Annotated in this window: 15 protein-coding genes and 1 pseudogene; 2 read left to right on the forward strand and 14 right to left on the reverse strand. The window is 57.1% G+C overall.

The window, feature by feature from the left end:
• The first annotated feature begins 63 nt into the window (after window positions 1–63).
• Window positions 64–1,020 carry a 1-phosphofructokinase family hexose kinase gene (locus tag CLH62_RS15640; RefSeq protein ID WP_099619119.1) on the forward strand — a complete coding sequence of 319 codons (957 nt, stop codon included), beginning with the start codon at window positions 64–66 and terminating at the stop codon, window positions 1,018–1,020.
• A 72-nt stretch (window positions 1,021–1,092) separates the two neighbouring features.
• On the opposite strand, the gene CLH62_RS15645 is transcribed toward CLH62_RS15640, so the two are convergent.
• The 9 genes from CLH62_RS15645 to CLH62_RS15685 form a co-directional block, all read right to left on the reverse strand.
• A complete protein-coding gene (locus tag CLH62_RS15645; protein WP_048495639.1) occupies window positions 1,093–1,446 on the reverse strand; it encodes a RidA family protein in 354 nt (117 codons plus the stop codon).
• Window positions 1,447–1,490: 44 nt separating this feature from the next.
• Window positions 1,491–2,528 (reverse strand): histone deacetylase family protein, encoded by a 1,038-nt coding sequence (locus CLH62_RS15650; protein ID WP_099619120.1) that lies wholly within the window; start codon window positions 2,526–2,528, stop codon window positions 1,491–1,493.
• Window positions 2,529–2,538: 10 nt separating this feature from the next.
• Complete coding sequence (locus tag CLH62_RS15655; protein WP_322868620.1) at window positions 2,539–3,324, reverse strand: amino acid ABC transporter ATP-binding protein; 786 nt, start codon at window positions 3,322–3,324, stop codon at window positions 2,539–2,541.
• 37 nt (window positions 3,325–3,361) lie between these two features.
• The gene (locus tag CLH62_RS15660) at window positions 3,362–4,015 is read right to left on the reverse strand and encodes an amino acid ABC transporter permease (protein WP_099619121.1); all 654 of its coding nucleotides are present in this window, start codon (window positions 4,013–4,015) and stop codon (window positions 3,362–3,364) included.
• A gap of 12 nt (window positions 4,016–4,027) precedes the next feature.
• The gene (locus tag CLH62_RS15665) at window positions 4,028–4,684 is read right to left on the reverse strand and encodes an amino acid ABC transporter permease (protein ID WP_099619122.1); all 657 of its coding nucleotides are present in this window, start codon (window positions 4,682–4,684) and stop codon (window positions 4,028–4,030) included.
• 103 nt (window positions 4,685–4,787) lie between these two features.
• Complete coding sequence (locus CLH62_RS15670; RefSeq protein WP_099619123.1) at window positions 4,788–5,591, reverse strand: transporter substrate-binding domain-containing protein; 804 nt, start codon at window positions 5,589–5,591, stop codon at window positions 4,788–4,790.
• A gap of 165 nt (window positions 5,592–5,756) precedes the next feature.
• On the reverse strand, window positions 5,757–6,389 hold the full coding sequence (locus tag CLH62_RS15675; protein WP_099619124.1) for a 3-oxoacid CoA-transferase subunit B: 633 nt from the start codon (window positions 6,387–6,389) through the stop codon (window positions 5,757–5,759).
• Complete coding sequence (locus tag CLH62_RS15680) at window positions 6,376–7,071, reverse strand: CoA transferase subunit A (protein WP_099619125.1); 696 nt, start codon at window positions 7,069–7,071, stop codon at window positions 6,376–6,378. The genes CLH62_RS15675 and CLH62_RS15680 overlap by 14 nt, the downstream gene beginning before the upstream one ends.
• Window positions 7,068–8,408 carry an aminotransferase family protein gene (locus CLH62_RS15685; protein WP_099619126.1) on the reverse strand — a complete coding sequence of 447 codons (1,341 nt, stop codon included), beginning with the start codon at window positions 8,406–8,408 and terminating at the stop codon, window positions 7,068–7,070. Before CLH62_RS15685 ends, CLH62_RS15680 begins: the two co-directional genes overlap by 4 nt.
• 152 nt (window positions 8,409–8,560) lie before the next feature.
• On the opposite strand from CLH62_RS15685, the gene CLH62_RS15690 reads away from it, so the two are divergent.
• Complete coding sequence (locus CLH62_RS15690) at window positions 8,561–9,511, forward strand: LysR family transcriptional regulator (RefSeq protein WP_099619127.1); 951 nt, start codon at window positions 8,561–8,563, stop codon at window positions 9,509–9,511.
• Between the two features lie 210 nt (window positions 9,512–9,721).
• Here the strand turns inward: CLH62_RS15690 and CLH62_RS15695 are convergent, their stop codons facing one another.
• From CLH62_RS15695 to CLH62_RS15715, 5 genes and pseudogenes are all read right to left on the reverse strand, one after another.
• A complete protein-coding gene (locus tag CLH62_RS15695; protein WP_099619128.1) occupies window positions 9,722–10,570 on the reverse strand; it encodes a sulfurtransferase in 849 nt (282 codons plus the stop codon).
• 589 nt (window positions 10,571–11,159) lie between these two features.
• Window positions 11,160–12,427: pseudogene (locus CLH62_RS15700) on the reverse strand (DUF2254 domain-containing protein).
• 144 nt (window positions 12,428–12,571) lie between these two features.
• Window positions 12,572–14,917 (reverse strand): DUF748 domain-containing protein, encoded by a 2,346-nt coding sequence (locus tag CLH62_RS15705; protein ID WP_099619129.1) that lies wholly within the window; start codon window positions 14,915–14,917, stop codon window positions 12,572–12,574.
• A gap of 233 nt (window positions 14,918–15,150) precedes the next feature.
• Complete coding sequence (locus tag CLH62_RS15710; protein WP_228152877.1) at window positions 15,151–15,654, reverse strand: M14 family metallopeptidase; 504 nt, start codon at window positions 15,652–15,654, stop codon at window positions 15,151–15,153.
• Window positions 15,655–15,853: 199 nt separating this feature from the next.
• A complete protein-coding gene (locus CLH62_RS15715; protein WP_099619130.1) occupies window positions 15,854–16,597 on the reverse strand; it encodes a glutathione S-transferase in 744 nt (247 codons plus the stop codon).
• Window positions 16,598–16,669 lie beyond the last annotated feature (72 nt).

Raw genomic sequence — 16,669 nt, forward strand, 5'->3', positions numbered from 1 at the left:
TTATGATGTCCTCACCCTCCCGCTGATTGGCGTTGGCAAACCGCCGCCACCCAGGAGCACCTGATGGTCGACGCATTCACACAACTGCCCGTAGCCGTTTTAAGCCTGAATCCGGCTGTTGATATCACCTATCAAATCCCCCAGCTGATTGCTGACCAGAAAGTCCACGCCGTGAGTTCCAGGTACGATCCCGGCGGTAACGGGATAAATGTCGGTCGCGGTCTCAAACGACTTGAGGTCCAAGCTTGCACCTTCTGTGTTGTCGCTGGCGAAATCGGTCGTTTCCTGCGCCATCAGCTTGATGCGCAGCTGGATCAGGTCAGTTACCAGGAGGTAGACGGCGAAACCCGGATCAATGGCACCATTCTCGAAAGCCTGACTGGTGCCCAGTTTGAGGTCAGTGGCGTCGGCCCCGTGGTGTCGACGGCACAGTGGGAACATTTGCTCGACCAATTCGTGACCCATTGCAACGAGGGGTTGGGGGTTATCACCGGATCGTTACAGCGGGACTTGCCGAAGGACCTTTACGCCGAAGCGGTCCGACGGGTGCAAGCGGCCGGGGGGCGTGCACTCGTCGACTCTCATGATGAACTTCTGCAGCATGCGATCGAAGCCCAACCTTTCATGATCAAGCCCAACCGTTTCGAACTGGAAGCCCTGGTCGGGCAGCCTCTTACGAATCAACAGGATATCGTTCGGGAAGCCCGCCAACTGCAAGAGCGGGGCGTGACCTGGGTCTGCGTCTCCATGGGCGCTGAGGGTGCGTTGCTGGTGACTTCGTCCAGTGTCCTGAAGGGGGAAGCACCCTCGGTCCCCCTGCTCTCCACGGTCGGGGCCGGTGATTCGATGGTGGCCGGTATTGCGGGGCTACTGGCGCAGGGCGCATCGGAACGGGATGCATTACGTGAAGGCATTGCCTGCAGCGCGGCAACGGTGATGCAGCCAGGAACCGAGTTGTTCAATAAGGAAACGGTCGACCGGCTCCGCGGTGAAGTTCGGGTTACACAGCTTTCGCTATGAACGGGTAAAACCGAAAGGCCCCGTATCTGCGATACACCAGAGGGGTAACCCGAACCGATAAAACCCGCTTCCTCAAGCGGGAATGGCGGCAATGACCATAATTTCCACTTTCCATTCCGGTTTGGCCAGATTGCCTGTGACACAGGCACGAGCTGGGGTACGTCCTGGTGTAACCCAGGCATCCCAGGCCGTGTTCATTTCCTGGAACTCGGCCATGTCAGTTACCCAGATGGTCGCAGACAGGATGTGGGATTTATCAGTACCGGCCTTGGCCAGCAGCTGATCGATGCCTTCCAGAATCTGTTCGGTTTGTCCGCGCATGCCGGCACTGGCGTCATGAGCTACCTGGCCTGCCAGATAGGCCGTGTTGCCATGCACGACGACCTGACTCATACGTTGGTTGCTGTCGATGTAACGATCACTCATAAAATACACTCTTTCTAGTTGAATAAAGCGGGAAGCCCGCGCCATTAACCACAACGGAAGCCCTGCAAGAAGGCGGCAAGATTATCACCAAGGCTGTCAGTTGGATATCCGCCCTCCTGAACGATCACTTTCGGGCCTTTGACCTGCGCCAGGCGCTGGCCAATGCGGTAAAAATCCTCGGTTTCCAGCGTCATCCCAGCCAGGGGGTCATCCTTATGGGCATCAAGCCCGAGTGCGATGACGATGGCCTGAGGCTGAAATTCGGCAAGCGCTGACAACAGGCGCGACAGGGCCTGTAAAAAATCAATGCCATTGGCACCCAGTGCCAGAGGTACATTTCGGTTATACCCCTCGCCATTACCTTCCCCCACTTCATCCGCCGCACCCCAGTAAAAGGGGTAGAAATCCGCAGGGTCGACGTGGACCGATCCAGTCCAGACGTCGTTTCGTTGCCAAAAAATGTCCTGAGTTCCGTTGCCGTGATGGACATCGACATCGATGATGGCTACGCGCTCATAGCGCTCACGCAACACGGTGGCTGCCAGAGCCGAGTTGTTCAGGAAGCAGAAGCCGCCTGCCCGTTCCGGCCCGGCATGGTGGCCCGGCGGTCGACACAGAGCATAGCTGGCAACCTCGCCTTGCAGCACGGCATCCGCCGCTGCCTGGGCTGTTGTTGCACTGGCGAGAATGCCGGTATAACTGCCTTCATCCATCGGGCACGCCATATCATTCATGTGCCACCCTGCCTGGCCGATTATGTGGCGAGGGTAAAAACGGGCATAGCCACAAGGATGTACATTGGGAGCAACCACATCGGAAGCACCGGGCATGGCCCGCCAACGCTCCACCACACTCTCAAGGAAGCTAAGATAGCGAGAGGTGTGAATACGCTTCAGCCGGTCCAGAAGTAGCGTATCCCTGGTAAGCGGTGGCAACAGAATCAGACTGGCACTCGTCGCTTCAATCGCCGCTTTCAGGCACTCAGAGCGAACCGGTTGCTCTGGTGAGGGCGCGGGTTGGCCACGGAGCAAAAAGTGCTTGGGGGCGTGAGATTTTTGCGCCTCATGGTAAAAACATTTCACGGTTCACCGCCTAGTGATGATCACCGAGGTGTTTGCTCAGGAAGTTGCGCGTTCGCTCCTGATCCGGATCACTAAACAGCTTATCCGGGGTGCCTTCTTCAACGACGACTCCCCCATCCATAAACATGGCCCAGTCCGAAACATCACGCGCAAATCCCATCTCGTGTGTCACGATCAACATGGTCATATGTTCTTCTGCCAGGCCGCGCATGACCCGGTTAACTTCTTCGACAAGCTCCGGATCCAGTGCTGAAGTCGCCTCGTCAAAGAGCATCACTTTGGGCTGCATCGCCAGCGCCCGGGCGATCGCCACCCTTTGCTTCTGGCCACCCGACAACCAGTTTGGAAACACCTCAGCTTTCTCGGCAAGACCAACCCGGTCAAGCAATTCCATGCCCAACTCCCGGGCCACGTTTTTATCCATACCTTTCAGTTTGCGTGGTGCCAGGGTGACGTTGTCGATCGTGGACAGGTGAGGAAAGAGATTGAAGTGTTGAAAGACCATGCCCATGTTCTGACGGATATGGTTGATATGGCGTTCAAATGCCAGGCCTTTTTTATCGGGGCGGTTCACCTGGATGCCGTCGAGAAGAATCTCACCCTGGTCAATCACCTCCAGTTGGTTCACCGAGCGTAACAGCGTGCTCTTGCCGGAACCGGAAGGACCAATAATGGATATGATCTTTCCGCGATTTACCGTCAGGTTGATGCCCTTCAAAACTTCCAGATCGCCAAACCGCTTGTGCACGTTGCGGATTTCGACCATCGGAGTTTCGGTTTGATGTTCAGTGCTCATGGATTCTCCCGCCTGTCATGCTGCAATAGATTAGGGTTTAGCGACGATAGGCCGTCTGCCGCTCCAGCCAGGCCTGGCCTAGCTCCATAAAAATGTTGATCAGGTAGTACAGCGTGGCGATAACGATGAAAAACTCGAATGGCCGGAACGTTACGCTGATCGCATACTGAGAGGCATACACCAGCTCAGCCACACCAATGGCGGATAAGACGGACGTATCTTTCACCATTAAAATCATATTGTTGCCCAGCTGCGGGATCGCGCGAATAAAGGCCTGCGGCACAATAATGTAGAAAATGGTGGCACCATGCCCAAAGCCGAGGGACCGTGAAGCTTCATACTGACCGTCGGACACTGATTTGATGGTGGCAATGAAAATGTCGGCGTTGTAGGCCATGTAGTGAAAACCCAGCCCAAGAATGCCAACCAGGATGGCGGGAATCAGAATCCACTCGCCGAGGCCAAAATACAAAAAGTAGAGTTGTAGCAGCAGTGGCGTGGTCATGAACAGCCAGATAAAAAAGCGCAATGGCCAGCTCACAACCTTATTGATATAAATGGAAATCACCGCCACCAACAGCCCACCCACAATAGACATGAATGCAACGACAAGGGCCACCAGGAAACCCACACCAAGGCCTTTCAACAAGGTAGGGAAATAGGTTATTACCGGACCGAAATCAAATTCCATCTCTGCGCCCTTCTATTGGGTTGTGTAGCGCGTCGCGCGACGATAGGCCAGTTCGATGATGCCCATCACCGCGTAGACAATAACGATGTACATCAATGCACTGAGGGTGAAAATCTCCAGCGGCTTGTAGGTCGAACCAATCAGGCGCTGAGCCTGATACGTCAACTCAACCACCGAGATGATGGAAACCAGGGAGGAGTTTTTCACCAGTACAATGGCCAACACCCCGACAGAACGAATCATCAGTGCGGCAGCTTGCGGCAACACGACAGACACCATCGTGTGTACCTTGCCAAACCCCAGTGACCTGGCGGCTTCCGCCTGACCTTTATCCACCGATTCAATGGAGCCGCGAATCGCTTCACTCATATAGGCGCCAATATTGAAAGCACCCACGACGACACCACACGTGAAGGGGTCAAGCTTTAAGCCAATACTGGGGCCACCATAAAACACCAGCAACAATTGGACGAAATAGGGAGTCCCGCGAACCACGCTGATATAGCCACGGGCAAACCAGCGGATGGGTGCAAAGCGAAAAGACTGCAAGAAGACCAGCCCACAGGCCACGAAAAATCCAAAGAGCAGGCCACGGGCCGAGATGTCGATCGTGACCCAGGCCGCCTTGATCAACAAGGGCGTGACCTCGACCATCAGGTTGAAATCCATGGTCTTACCTTTTCACTGTTATTGGTAATACGACGCTCGAAGTGTTGACCCAGGGGAGAGCCTTAAAGCGCAGGCTGCAACAGGCTCTCCCCTTGCCCAGCCTTTACTCGATGTTGGCGCCTTCGCCAATCCACTTATCGACAATGGCCTGGTAAGTACCATCAGCCTTGATTTCTTTCAGGGCTGAGTTCAGAGCCTTAAGCAGCTCAGGGTGATTCTTTTGAATAGAAATGGCGGCAGGCCAGCGTGGCAATTCACCAACGTCTACCATCTTGATGTCGGGTGCATTTTCCTGCATGGCAACCAGCACGGGCACGTCATCAGCGATCATGGCATCGATGCGGCCTGTGGTCAGGCCATTCATCATGTCAGGTAAGCCCTGGAAGGTCTGGTTACGCCATTTGCCGTCAGCGTTTTCCACCGCCCACTGGTTACCGGTTTCACCCAGAGTGGAACCAATACGCTTGCCTGCAAAGTCATCGATGCTATTGATATCGTCGGTACTTCCTTGCACCCAGACTGAGAGACCCGCGCTGTAGTAGGGATCGGTAAAGTCAACCGCCTGCCGACGTTCTTCAGTGTTGCTCATGCTGCAAATGCAGGCATCAAAACGGCCACCGACCAGGGCGGCGATGATGCCGTTCCAGGGGGAGGACTGTACGTTAACCTCAACACCCATCTTTTCAGCCAGAGCCTCAGCAATATCAACGTCAAAGCCAACCAGGTTGCCCTGGGTATCGACAAAACTGAAGGGAGGGTACGCGCCGGAATTTACCACCTGGAATACGTCGTCACGAATTTCAGCCAGATCACGCGCCTGGGCCGGCATGGCGACCATGACCGCTGCGCTTGTGACGATTGCTGCGACAGCCAGAGATTGAGAGAACTTTTTAGTAAGAGCCTTCATATTCTTCTTCCTGTTCAGACTTATTTATAACGCAACGCACATCAATGCATCGCACCTCTTCACACTGGTTAATGACCGTACCCGTTGAGCCAGGATCGATCGTTTTCATCCGTCCAGATCAATTATAGGTTTGTCTACCTTGTATGCTGCGATGGTCACCTCCTCTCACGCGGCAAACGTCAGCTCCGCTTCGGTCCGGGCCTGCAAATCGGCGTCACTGATCTCGACCAGTTTTTCGCGCACCACCAGACCTTGCGGGGTAACGTCCATTACAGCGAGGTCGGATACTATGCGGCTGACGCAGGCTTTGGCAGTTAACGGCAGGCGGCAAGACTTCAGGATCTTGGGTCGCCCGTGTTTGTCGGTATGGGTTGTCAGCACGACGATGCGCGGCGTCTTTTGTGCCAGCTCCATGGCACCACCAATCCCCGGCGAAAATTTGCCCGGAATTTTCCAGTTGGCAAGGTTGCCCTGCTCGTCGACTTCGAAGGCGCCAATCATGGTCAAATCCAGGCGAGCGCGACGAATCAGGGCGAAAGAGACAGCGCTGTCGAACAGACTGGCGCCTTCGCGAAGGGAAACATAGGCACCGGCGGCATCAATGAGGAAGGGGTCCATTGCCTCTGGTGGACTCTGCTTCCAGGCACCCAGAATGCCGTTCTCTGAATGGATCTGTACATCGAAGTCGTCCGGTAGGTAACGGATAACCTGCGTGGGCAAACCAATGCCCAGATTGACAATGCTGCCCGGGGTGATTTCATTCACCGCCCGGCTCAAAATGCGTTCAGCGGCGGACATGATGTTCCAGGACCCCGTATTCAGAGGTGAGTGATTCCAGCGGTACAATGCTGTCGACAAAGGCACCCGGCGTATGCACGTGTTCCGGCTTGAAACGGCCCGGCGCACCGAGATCCGGCGTCTCGACAATAACGTGGTTCGCAGCCATGGCCATCAGAGGGCTGAAATTGATAGCCGAGCCCTGATACACCAGATTGCCGATCCAGTCCGCCTGTGCGGCATGAATAAGTGCGTAGGCAGCCGGCAACGCCATCTCGACCTTGTAGGTCTGGCCTTGCCATTCGAGCAGATCTTCTGGCTGGGTAATCTCGGAATCAATACCGATGTCAGTGAGGAAACCAAAGCTGCCGGCACCGGCAGTGCGAATCTTTTCGGCCAGCATGCCCTGGGGATGAAACGCGACCTCGAGGTCGCCCTGATTCATCAGCTCAATCACGCCTTTGTTCAGGCCAATGTGCGTGGTGATCAACTTGCGCACCTGGCCATTCTCGATCAGCCGGCTCAAGCCATGACCGGGTTCATTGGCATCGTTCTTGATGATCGTCAGACCGGTCTGCCCCTGACGCACCAATTCGTTGATCAGGCTAAAGGGCGTACCCGGGTTGCCAAAACCACCGACCATGACCACAGCCCCGGAGGGAATGGCGGCGATGGCATTTTCCAGGGTCTGGTTCTTTTTCATGAACAGACCTCCAGCTCCAGCGACGCCTGTTCGAAGGCCGCGAGGCTGTCATCCAGCAGGGCGATTATGTCGTCAATGTCTGAAGCGGTGACCGTCAGTGGCGGCGTAATCAACACATGATCCCCCTCCAGGCCATTCAGGGAACGCCTCGGGTAAATCAGCAAGCCACGGGCCTTGGCCAGGGCCGTGAGCTTGTCGAAAGCATTGAACGAGGCCGGGAACGGCTGTTTTCTGGCCTTGTCCTGCACCAGTTCCACCCCCTGCAACAAGCCAACCCCGCGTACATTGCCAATGCAATCGTACTTTTGAGCCAGTTGGTCAAGTTGCTGGCGAAGATAGGTACCTTGCTCTGCGGCATTGCTAACCAGCCGCTCCGAGTCCATCACATCAATAACAGCAAGGCCCGTGGCACAGGCCAGGGGGTTACCGGCGTAGGTATGACCGTGCATGAAACCACCACTGCGGCTCACCTCATCTACCAGCTCCTGACGCGCCATCATTGCGGCTATGGGGTAATAGCCGGAACCGAGCCCTTTGGCCAGCGCGATAATGTCGGGCACCACACCAAAATGCTGGTAAGCAAACCAGGCGCCGGTGCGCCCCATGCCGCTAAGCACTTCGTCCATGACCAACAGGCAACCGTAACGGTCACACAAAGCCCGCACCCCTTCCATATAGGCCCTGGTGACCATGCGCCCTCCAGTGCTGGCACCGCCCACCGGCTCAAGCGCCACGGCGGCAATGGTTTCCGGGCCCGCCGCCAGAATGGCGCTTTCGGTCTGTTCCAGCACCGATGCAATGTGTTCTTCAGCGCTGGCTTCCTGGTAACGGTACAAGTCCGGAGAGGGCACTTTGACCGAGCCAAGAGTGATTGAGCGATAAGGTGCCTCCAGGGGTTCGTATCCGGTTAGCCCCAGTGCTCCGATGGTACTGCCATGATAGGAAGGGCGCAGCGACACAAACTTGCACCGCTCCGGCTGCCCTTTGGCGACGAAATACTGGACCGCCAGTTTGATTGCACTCTCGACCGCTTCCGAACCACTGCCGACAAAAAAGACTTTGTCGATCTCACCGTCGGTGAGATCGACCAATCGAGCCGCCAGGTCAAGCGCGACCTGGCTTTCGAACTGGGTGCGATAGCTGAAAGCAACCTTATCGAGCTGCTCAACCATGGCGCGTTTTACGGTGGGGTGATTGTGGCCAACATTACAGGTGATGGCGCCTGAGCAGGCATCGATGTAACGACGACCTGTGGTATCCCATATATAAATGCCATCGGCATGGCTGACCAGCGGCATGTCATTACTGGTCAGGTAGAACAAAGCGTTGCTGGACATTGCATCAACGGCCCTTGAAAAATCGTTGTTTTTTTAATCTATTTTCATTAAAGAACAGCTATAACTTAATTTCAATGCATAATGTTTATTCATTATTTGATGATTTATACTCATGTTTTGGGCCAAAAAAACACCCCTCGGGACCAGCCACTATGAGCGACATAAATCTTAACTCTCTGAAATCTTTGCTCATTTTTAAAATGCTTTATGAGACCGGCACCGCCACACGGACCGCCAAGGATTTAGGCATTACCCAGTCTGGCGTCAGTCGATCTCTGGCGCAGTTGGAAGAAAATATTGGAATTCCGCTGTTCATGCGGCACAAGAAGCGGCTAGTCGCTCTGCCTGAGGCCGATGAGCTCTATGGTGAGATTCTTGGTTTGCTGAGCAACCTGGAGAACATGAAGCACAGCATTGTGTCACTGCGAGAATTTGGTGCTTCGCGCATCCGCATCGCCTCGGCACCGGCTCTGGGTTTTGCCTATGTCCCCAAAACCATCGCCCGCATCCTGAGTGACAACCCTAAATACAGCATCTATCTGGACATCATGCCCAGCCCGGAAGTGGTGCGGGCGGTTGAAGCGGGTTATTTCGATGTCGGATTTGTCACCCTTCCGGTTACCAGTCAGGTGTTGGCGGTTGATGAGTTGATCTCAACCGAGGCCGTGTGCCTGATGCCCAAAAACCACAGCCTGGCCAAAGCCGAAGTGATCACAACAGAGGACCTGAAAGGCCAGCATCTGGTCATACCCAACCAGCCCAACCTGGCAGCCGACCAGCTCCTGCTGCACCTGTCGGAGAAGAACATTCGCATTGCCGGTAAAACCGAAGCCAACATCGCTGCCATTTGCTCACTGGTCGCAAACGGTGTCGGCATCACCCTGATCAACCCCATTACAGCTTACGACCACCAGGCGGCCCGCAATGACCTTCTGATAAAGCCGTTCAAGCCGGCCTTTCACTATCGTTTTGGACTGGTGTACAAGCAGAAATGGGCGAACAATCGGTTGGTCGGTTTACTCAAGGAAATGATACCGGAGTTACCGGACCACCTCGTGGCGAAACAGATGCACTCCGGAGGCATGGAAACTCCGACCACCTGAACCATTTAGCTTCAGCTCTCAGCCAAAGAAAGTAACTCGGAACCAGTTAACTGATAGCCAGCCCATTCACTTTTGGGTTTAGCACCAAGCAATTCATGAAACTCAATAGCAGTTTCGGAAAATACGCCATAACAACAGGACCTGAGGCCAAGTCAGCGACTACCACTAACGGAAGGCCGGGATGTTGATCCTGGCGAGATGTGATGTGCGCTACGCCACCGGCAACGACTCATTACTGCCCCAGTCGGCCCAGGAGCCATCGTACAGCGACAGCTGAGTATACCCGGCCAGCTCGGCCGCCAGCAGGATGATGCAGGCGGTGATACCGGAACCACAGGAAAACACCAGTTGGTGCCCGTTGCCGGGCTGAAGGGAGGGCGCGAGGAGGGCAAACGTTGACGCCAGCCGGCTGGCAGGCTTGAACCGATAACCCTCCAGCACCTCCGTAAACGGCAGGTTGAGGGAATGGGGGATGTGGCCACCGCGCACACCAGGCCTTGGCTCTGGCGCCTGCGCCAGGAAACGTGCCTGTGATCGCGCATCGATGACCGTTACTCGCTCGTCCTCCAGATGTTGGAAAACGTAGGCTGAATCCCGAACCAGGGTACGGTCGAGCTTGCCCACCACGCCGCCATGCACGGCCGCATCTGCAACCGGAGCAGAAACGATGTCCCGCCCTTCGGCCAACCACTGCGGCAGGCCGCCATCCAGAACAAACACCTGTTTGAGACCCATAGCCCGCAGAATCCACCAGGCCCGGGGTGCCGAGTAGATGCCCTGGTTGTCGTACAGCACCACCAGGCTTTCGGGCGTAATGCCCAGTCTGCGGACCTCCGCCGTGAACTGCTCTTCCGTCGGGAAGGCGTGAACCTGGAAAGCTCCGGTATCGCAAAGCGTTCCTTCCAGGTCGATCCGGTAACTACCCGGGATCAACATCGGACGGTCATAAACGATCGGCTCCTTGCCAATGACATTGGCCATACTCGCGTCGATCAGTACCAAATGTTCGTTATCCAGGTTGTCCTGCAGCCAGTCGGTGGTCACGAGGGGGGAAGTCATGGTGTTCTCCGGTCTAGGTCGATAATCAGAATAGTCTCCTGAGCAGGCTGGCAACTCGAATAAAGCCCCGCTGGCTCCCTATCACATTTCAGGAACCAGATTGTTGGAGCCCTGGACCTCTCAATCAAGGACATTTAACGCCAGAGCGCACCGGCGCACGTCAATGCGTCCGTGTGGCGCAAATTGTTAGGCCCAGAGACTCTGGATGGTCGTTCTGGATTGAAAGCACCCGGTATTCATGGAAAGCTCGTTCAGTAATTCAATCTGATCGTCAGATCAAGGTTTTGCCCATCGTACGAAAAGCTGGCGTCCTCGAACGAAGGCGCACTCATCGAAGCTGTTGCAACGCGCCTGCGTATCTCGAATTTTTATCATCGTTATATTGGTTGCGGAGTGCAAAAATTCAGTAGGGAAACCCGCTGACGATTCGAAAAGCGCACAAGATACAACCCCAGTGCTGTTTTTAATGTTCGGAATTTTCACTTGAATTCCGGAACACGATGATTGGGCAAAGACGATGCTGGGAAGATTCGCAAACACAAGCACTGCCCACAAGGCTACACACCGCCCAGCCTCAGCGGCGGCGAGACTAATCCGGTTCGCTGCACAACTTCCTCACCGTTTGGTAGCGCTCTTCCACCGACCGGCGGTCCTCGTCTTCGGGCAGCCCCTCGTTAGCCCCTCGCGCGATCATTTCAGCGTGCCGCAAGAGCGCGGCTCGGTCCTCGGCACGGTGTGCGAATCCCGCGACCACGATGATCGTTTCCAGCAGGCGGATGGTTACCGCGGCGCTGGAGCGGCCATATTGCCGGATCTGGTTGAACGCCGCATCCATGATCTTCGGGAATGTATCGGCAGGCGCAATCACCCGAAGCTGATTCTGGCCGTCATGGCGATAAGGCGACGGCATATCTCGTGAAGCCAAAGACACAACCCGGACCCCAAGTGGTCGAGACACGTGATCGCCGTGAACGGGTCGTTCATCCCTGGGGAGAGAGCCCGGACCGCAATTTCCACCAACTGACTCACCGCGAACTCGAGGTCCTGGCCGGAAGTCCGCTGATGACCCAGTATGAAGAGGGGATGGACTTTGTCCGCAAGCCCGTCGGTCACTTTGCTTCCTGGCCAGATCTGCGCAAGCGGACAACCGGCGACGACATAGTTTCCTGGCCTTTCCTCCAGTCGAACGATCAGGTCCTCCTCCACCGCCAGCGCAAGTAAGGCCTCCGCATCGATGAACTGGAGATAGCCGTCACCGTTCGCGCGGACCGGCCAAGCCTCCTGATCGAACACCTCGGGAAAGCCAGCGCCGAGTGACTCTACCGGGATCCGTGACGCTCCCTGTCCAATCTGTTCCGGGAACAGGCAGTCGATCCCCTCTATCAATTCCTCGCCGATCCGCGCGGCTATCTCATTGGCCTGGATGGATACGGACACGTGATGGATGAAGTAGATGAACACCCCCACGCTCACCACTGCAAGTAGAACACCCAGGGTGACCGACAGGTGCGGGACGAAAGTGACCTCCTCCACACGGCGGATCGTGCGGAGAACGACCAGGCAGTAGAGGAACGTGGCGATGAACGTGCCGAGGGCCACCTGTGTGGTGGAATCGCTCATGAAACTGCGCAGCAAACGGGGTCCAAGCTGGGACGAGGCTAACGAAAGGGCGACCAATGTCATCGAGAAAACCACGCCGGCGATGGCGATCATCGAACCGGCGACAATCCCCATCACGGCGCTAGCTCCTTCCGCTCCACCGGCGAACGTCCACCCCAGTTTGAGCGATAGCCACTCTGTCACCGGCTCGTCTATCGTGACGCCCACGAGGGCCAACCCCACGGCCACACCGGCCATGACCGCCGGAATGAACCAGAAACTGGATCGAACGCGATCCCAGAACTTGAAGAACTGCACCCTCACGATAACGGCACCTCAGTCACTCGCATGTCATACACAGCCGAACGCCCAGTATAGGCGCGGCGGCGCGTTAGCGCCGCCTCAGTCTAAGGATAGACCGACCTCCATCACGACCTGCTCGTCGTTCTCGGACTCGACTTCCCTGGGCTCCGCCAGGAGGACCCGCTCGGGCTCGACCGCGGTGCCTTTTTCCGGGCCGTCGGACGCATCCGCCAGCAGGCGATCCCGCACGGCGGCGGCCCGTGCCTGGCCGAGTGCCACGAGATCGGCATCGGTGACGGGTTGCGCCGCGATCACCTCCTCGGCGAGATGAGCTCGGTAGGCGACAGCGTCGAACGCCGAGCGGCCCTCCGGGTTCTCGTCCGGCTCGCGCGTAAACCGCTCACGGACCTCGTCCAGGCTGGTTTCCGGGTAGGCGCTTGAGAAAATCGCCTCCATCGCGTCTTGCGTAGGTTCCGCGGTCAGGTCCGGGGACGAAACCTCGCGTCCCTGCTCGCGCAACCACTCGGCGAGTTGCTCGACGGCGTGTTGGCGCTTCAGTGCCGGGCCGTCCACATCCGGGTCGAAGGGACCGGCAAGCTCCAGCGCCAGTTCCGGACGCTTCACGAGAGCCTTGCGGAGCAGCCCGACGCGCTGGCGCTGCGGCGGTGTCAGGTCGCTGCGGCCCGCCGGGTATGCGATCCGTTGCAGGTCCTCTTCGCCAGCCCCGAGCAGCCCCGCCAGGAAGCGGAACGGCGCGCTGACGATGGTGCCGATCGCGTCACCGATGGCGCTGCGAACCGCGCCGCCCAGCTCGAAGTTCGGATCGCCGAGATCTCCTGTGACCGGGATATCCATCCGGATCACGCCCTCGCTGTCCTTGAGCAGCGCGACGGCGAGGCTGAGCGGCAGGTCCATCGCGCCCGGGATCTCGACCTTCTCGCCCAGTTCCAGATCGTGCAGCACTATCGCATTACTGCCCTCGAGTTTGCCGTCCGCGAGGCGATAGCCGAGATCGAGGTCCATGCGGCCTTCCGCGATCCGGCGACCGGCGAAGGCGACTGTGTACGGCGAGTAGTCCGGCACCATCAGGTTACGGAAGGTCAGCGTGACGTTCGTGTCCCGTGTCGGCTGCCAGGCGTGAATCGTGCCCTCGATGCGCGCCATGCCATACTCACCCACCTGACCTTCGAGCTGAACGTCGGCCGGAGTCTGTGTGTCCGAAGCCAGTGTGGAGACCTCGCCGTTCAGCTTTTGGATGCGCGTCGAGAAGGGCAGCGGCAGCGACTGGTCCGCGAACTGGAGACGACTGTCGGCCATGACGATGCCGGCGATGCTGACGCGTAATGGGGCGGCGTCTTCGCCGTCATCCCCTTCGAGAGCGGGGTCATCTCCCTCGGCGCGCGCCACGAGCAGGCGATTGAAATTCGTGGTCCTATCCTCGTGGATGATGACCCGGCCGGAGCCGCCCTCGATGGACACGCTAGAGGCCTCGATGCTGCGCTGTGCCAGGCTCAGGTCGAGCTGCTCGATCTCCATGGCTTGCCAGCCCACCACCGGCTCGGTGTCGCCGGGGTCCAGGGGCGCGAGGCTGAGCCCGTCCACGCCGGCACTGCCGCGATAGGCCAGGTGCTCATCGTCGCTGACGGACAGTCGTCCGTCGAGGCGCAGATTCCCACCCTTGATCGCCAGCCGTGCGAGTTGTTGCAGGTAAGGCTCGGCCGGGCTCAGGGCCAGCGCCTCCAAGCGCAGGCCGCCGTTGATCTCGAATGCCGGCGACACCCGCATTTCGCCATCGAACGAGAAGGCACCGCCCGCCTTGAGTTGCCCAGCGAATTGGACCGGGAACCCGGTGTTCTCGTGCAGGGCGGCATCATCCAGCGACAAGGCAAATTCCTGCACCGCGATGGTGGCGGTCGTGCCTGACGGGTCGGACGCGGTGGTCAGGTGATTCGCGAAGCGGATCGTTCCTCCCACAACATCCAGATGACGGATCACCATCGCCGGCATCCCGCCTTCGCCCGTCGCTTCCGGCTCGCCCGAGGCGTCATCCTTCAGCCGGGCGAAGCGCGTCTCGCCCGAGGCGAAGCGTTCCTCCTGAATCGCCGGGCCTTCGAGGCGTATCTGCTGGAAGGTCCAGGCCTGGTCGATGAGGCTGACCAGCGTGAAATTGACGAACAGCCGGTCGAAAGCGACGAGCTCGTGGCCGTCGGGATCCGCGAGGGCGAAATCGGTCACTTGCAGGGTGAACGTGTAGGGATTGAAATCGATATCGCCGATGCGAAGCTCGCGACCAAGGTCCTCTCGCACCTTGTCTTCCGCGATCCAACCGGCGAGCCACGGCACCAGGAAAAAACCCGCGAGCGTGTACAACGCGACGGCCACCAGCACCCAGAGGTGAACGTGGCGCAGGCACCCCCACAGGCGCGACAGGAATCGTCTACTCATGGCGAGGTAACATTAGAACATTAGGGTCGCACCAAGCTAACATATTGTTCTCTCGCATTTATGTTGAAATACAACCTGTTTTCAGGGTTTAGAGCGTCCTTTTCAGGGTCAGAATGGGCTGTGTAAGCTGAACACCCGAATTATAGAAAGCTTAGTAAAAAAAGCCTTTGATACGAGTATTTCGTCGATGGATATTTTATTCGCCTAACGAATGATATGGACTCCCCCTGCCCCTAATTGCCCTTCCCTACCGGTGAGCCGAAGAGCTCGCCCTTGTCATCGGCCGGCGCGATATGGGTAATCTGCTCCACCGCCTCGATCAGCGCCTGCTGGAATGCAGGCTGCGGGTTCTCGCTGTCATCGACCAGATAAAAGCCATCGGGAATCCCGCCCGGCTCGAACGGCTTGCCGTCGCGGGCAGCCAGCGCTGGGCGAAACTCGGTTTCGTCGGTATCGGTGGTCTCGTGCAGATCGATATGCAGCAATGCGTGATCGCGAACGGGCGCCACCAGCAGGTTGACGCGGCCCACGTAATCCGCTGCATGCTGATCGACGAACTGCAGCGCACCATGTACGCCGCTGGTTTCATAGCCGTGTACCCCACCCGTTACCAGCACGACCGGCAGATCATCACGCCAGTCGCGGCTCCGGATCGCCATCAGCGAATAACTGTCGGGGCCATAGTCCAGACGGCCATACTCTTCCGCGTCGAAGCGCGGGCGCAGGCGCTCGATCACACTCACTACCTCGGAACTCGTAGCTGCGTTGACGGGGCTGTCGTGACAGCCACTCGGCGCGTTCAACCTCGCCCCAGGGAGCGCCGGGCGTACCAATTGGATAGGCTGCGGGAGCCGTCTTTTTCTCCAGTGATGATTGATGCAAGCGGGCATAGGTGTTTGGTTTTGGGAGCTTCGCAGACAGATTGTCGATCGTACTTTAAGGGTGCGCAGTCTTCACGCGACCGGCTTTGAAGACACTATGGCTGTCGCTTGGAAATACCACCATGTCATCACCTTCCTGCCAGGGCTGGAATTTGATCATGACCTGCTGGAACACTGGGTGTTCCAGCCAATCCCTCAGCCATTGCTGTAGATTCGGATAGGGCAGACTATAAAACACCTCCCGATCTACATGGGCGAACTGGCGTACAAAAGGCATGATGCCAATATCAGCGATGCTGATGTTGCTCCCCAGGAGATACCTATTCTTGGCTAATAAGCTTTCTAACTCCTGCAAAAACACCTCACCCTGTTGCTGGTAATCTAGCTGGGTTAGTTCTGGATGGCGATCAGCGTATTTATAGCGATCTAGCCAGTGTTTAAATTCGTAATCGTTACGGTCGATCAGGGCATTAGCGCTTACTAAATCGATGTTCAACAAACCTTGCGGATCACTCTGCTGCAGCGCCCATTCCAGTATTTCCCTGCTTTCCTCGATTACGAGTCTCTTGGAGCTATCACCCCCAGCCAGCTCCAGAACAGGAACCGTGCCTTTAGGACTGATAGCCAGCATCTGCGCCGGTTTGTTTTTCAGCACTATCTCCCGCAGCTCCACCCTCAGCTCGGCAAACAAGATACCGAGTCGAGCGCGCATAGCGTAAGGGCAACGACGGAAGGAGTAAAAACGATGCAGTGAGACGGTGATGGCGTGTTTCCTGGCTGAATTGACTAAGCCACTCATTATAGCGAAATTTCTATAGATCCAGGGGCTCTTGGTGCCCTGATGGTATTATGCAGCAGCAAAAGTGATGAC

It is taken from the genome of Marinobacter guineae (assembly GCF_002744735.1).
GTDB classification, from domain to species: domain Bacteria; phylum Pseudomonadota; class Gammaproteobacteria; order Pseudomonadales; family Oleiphilaceae; genus Marinobacter; species Marinobacter guineae.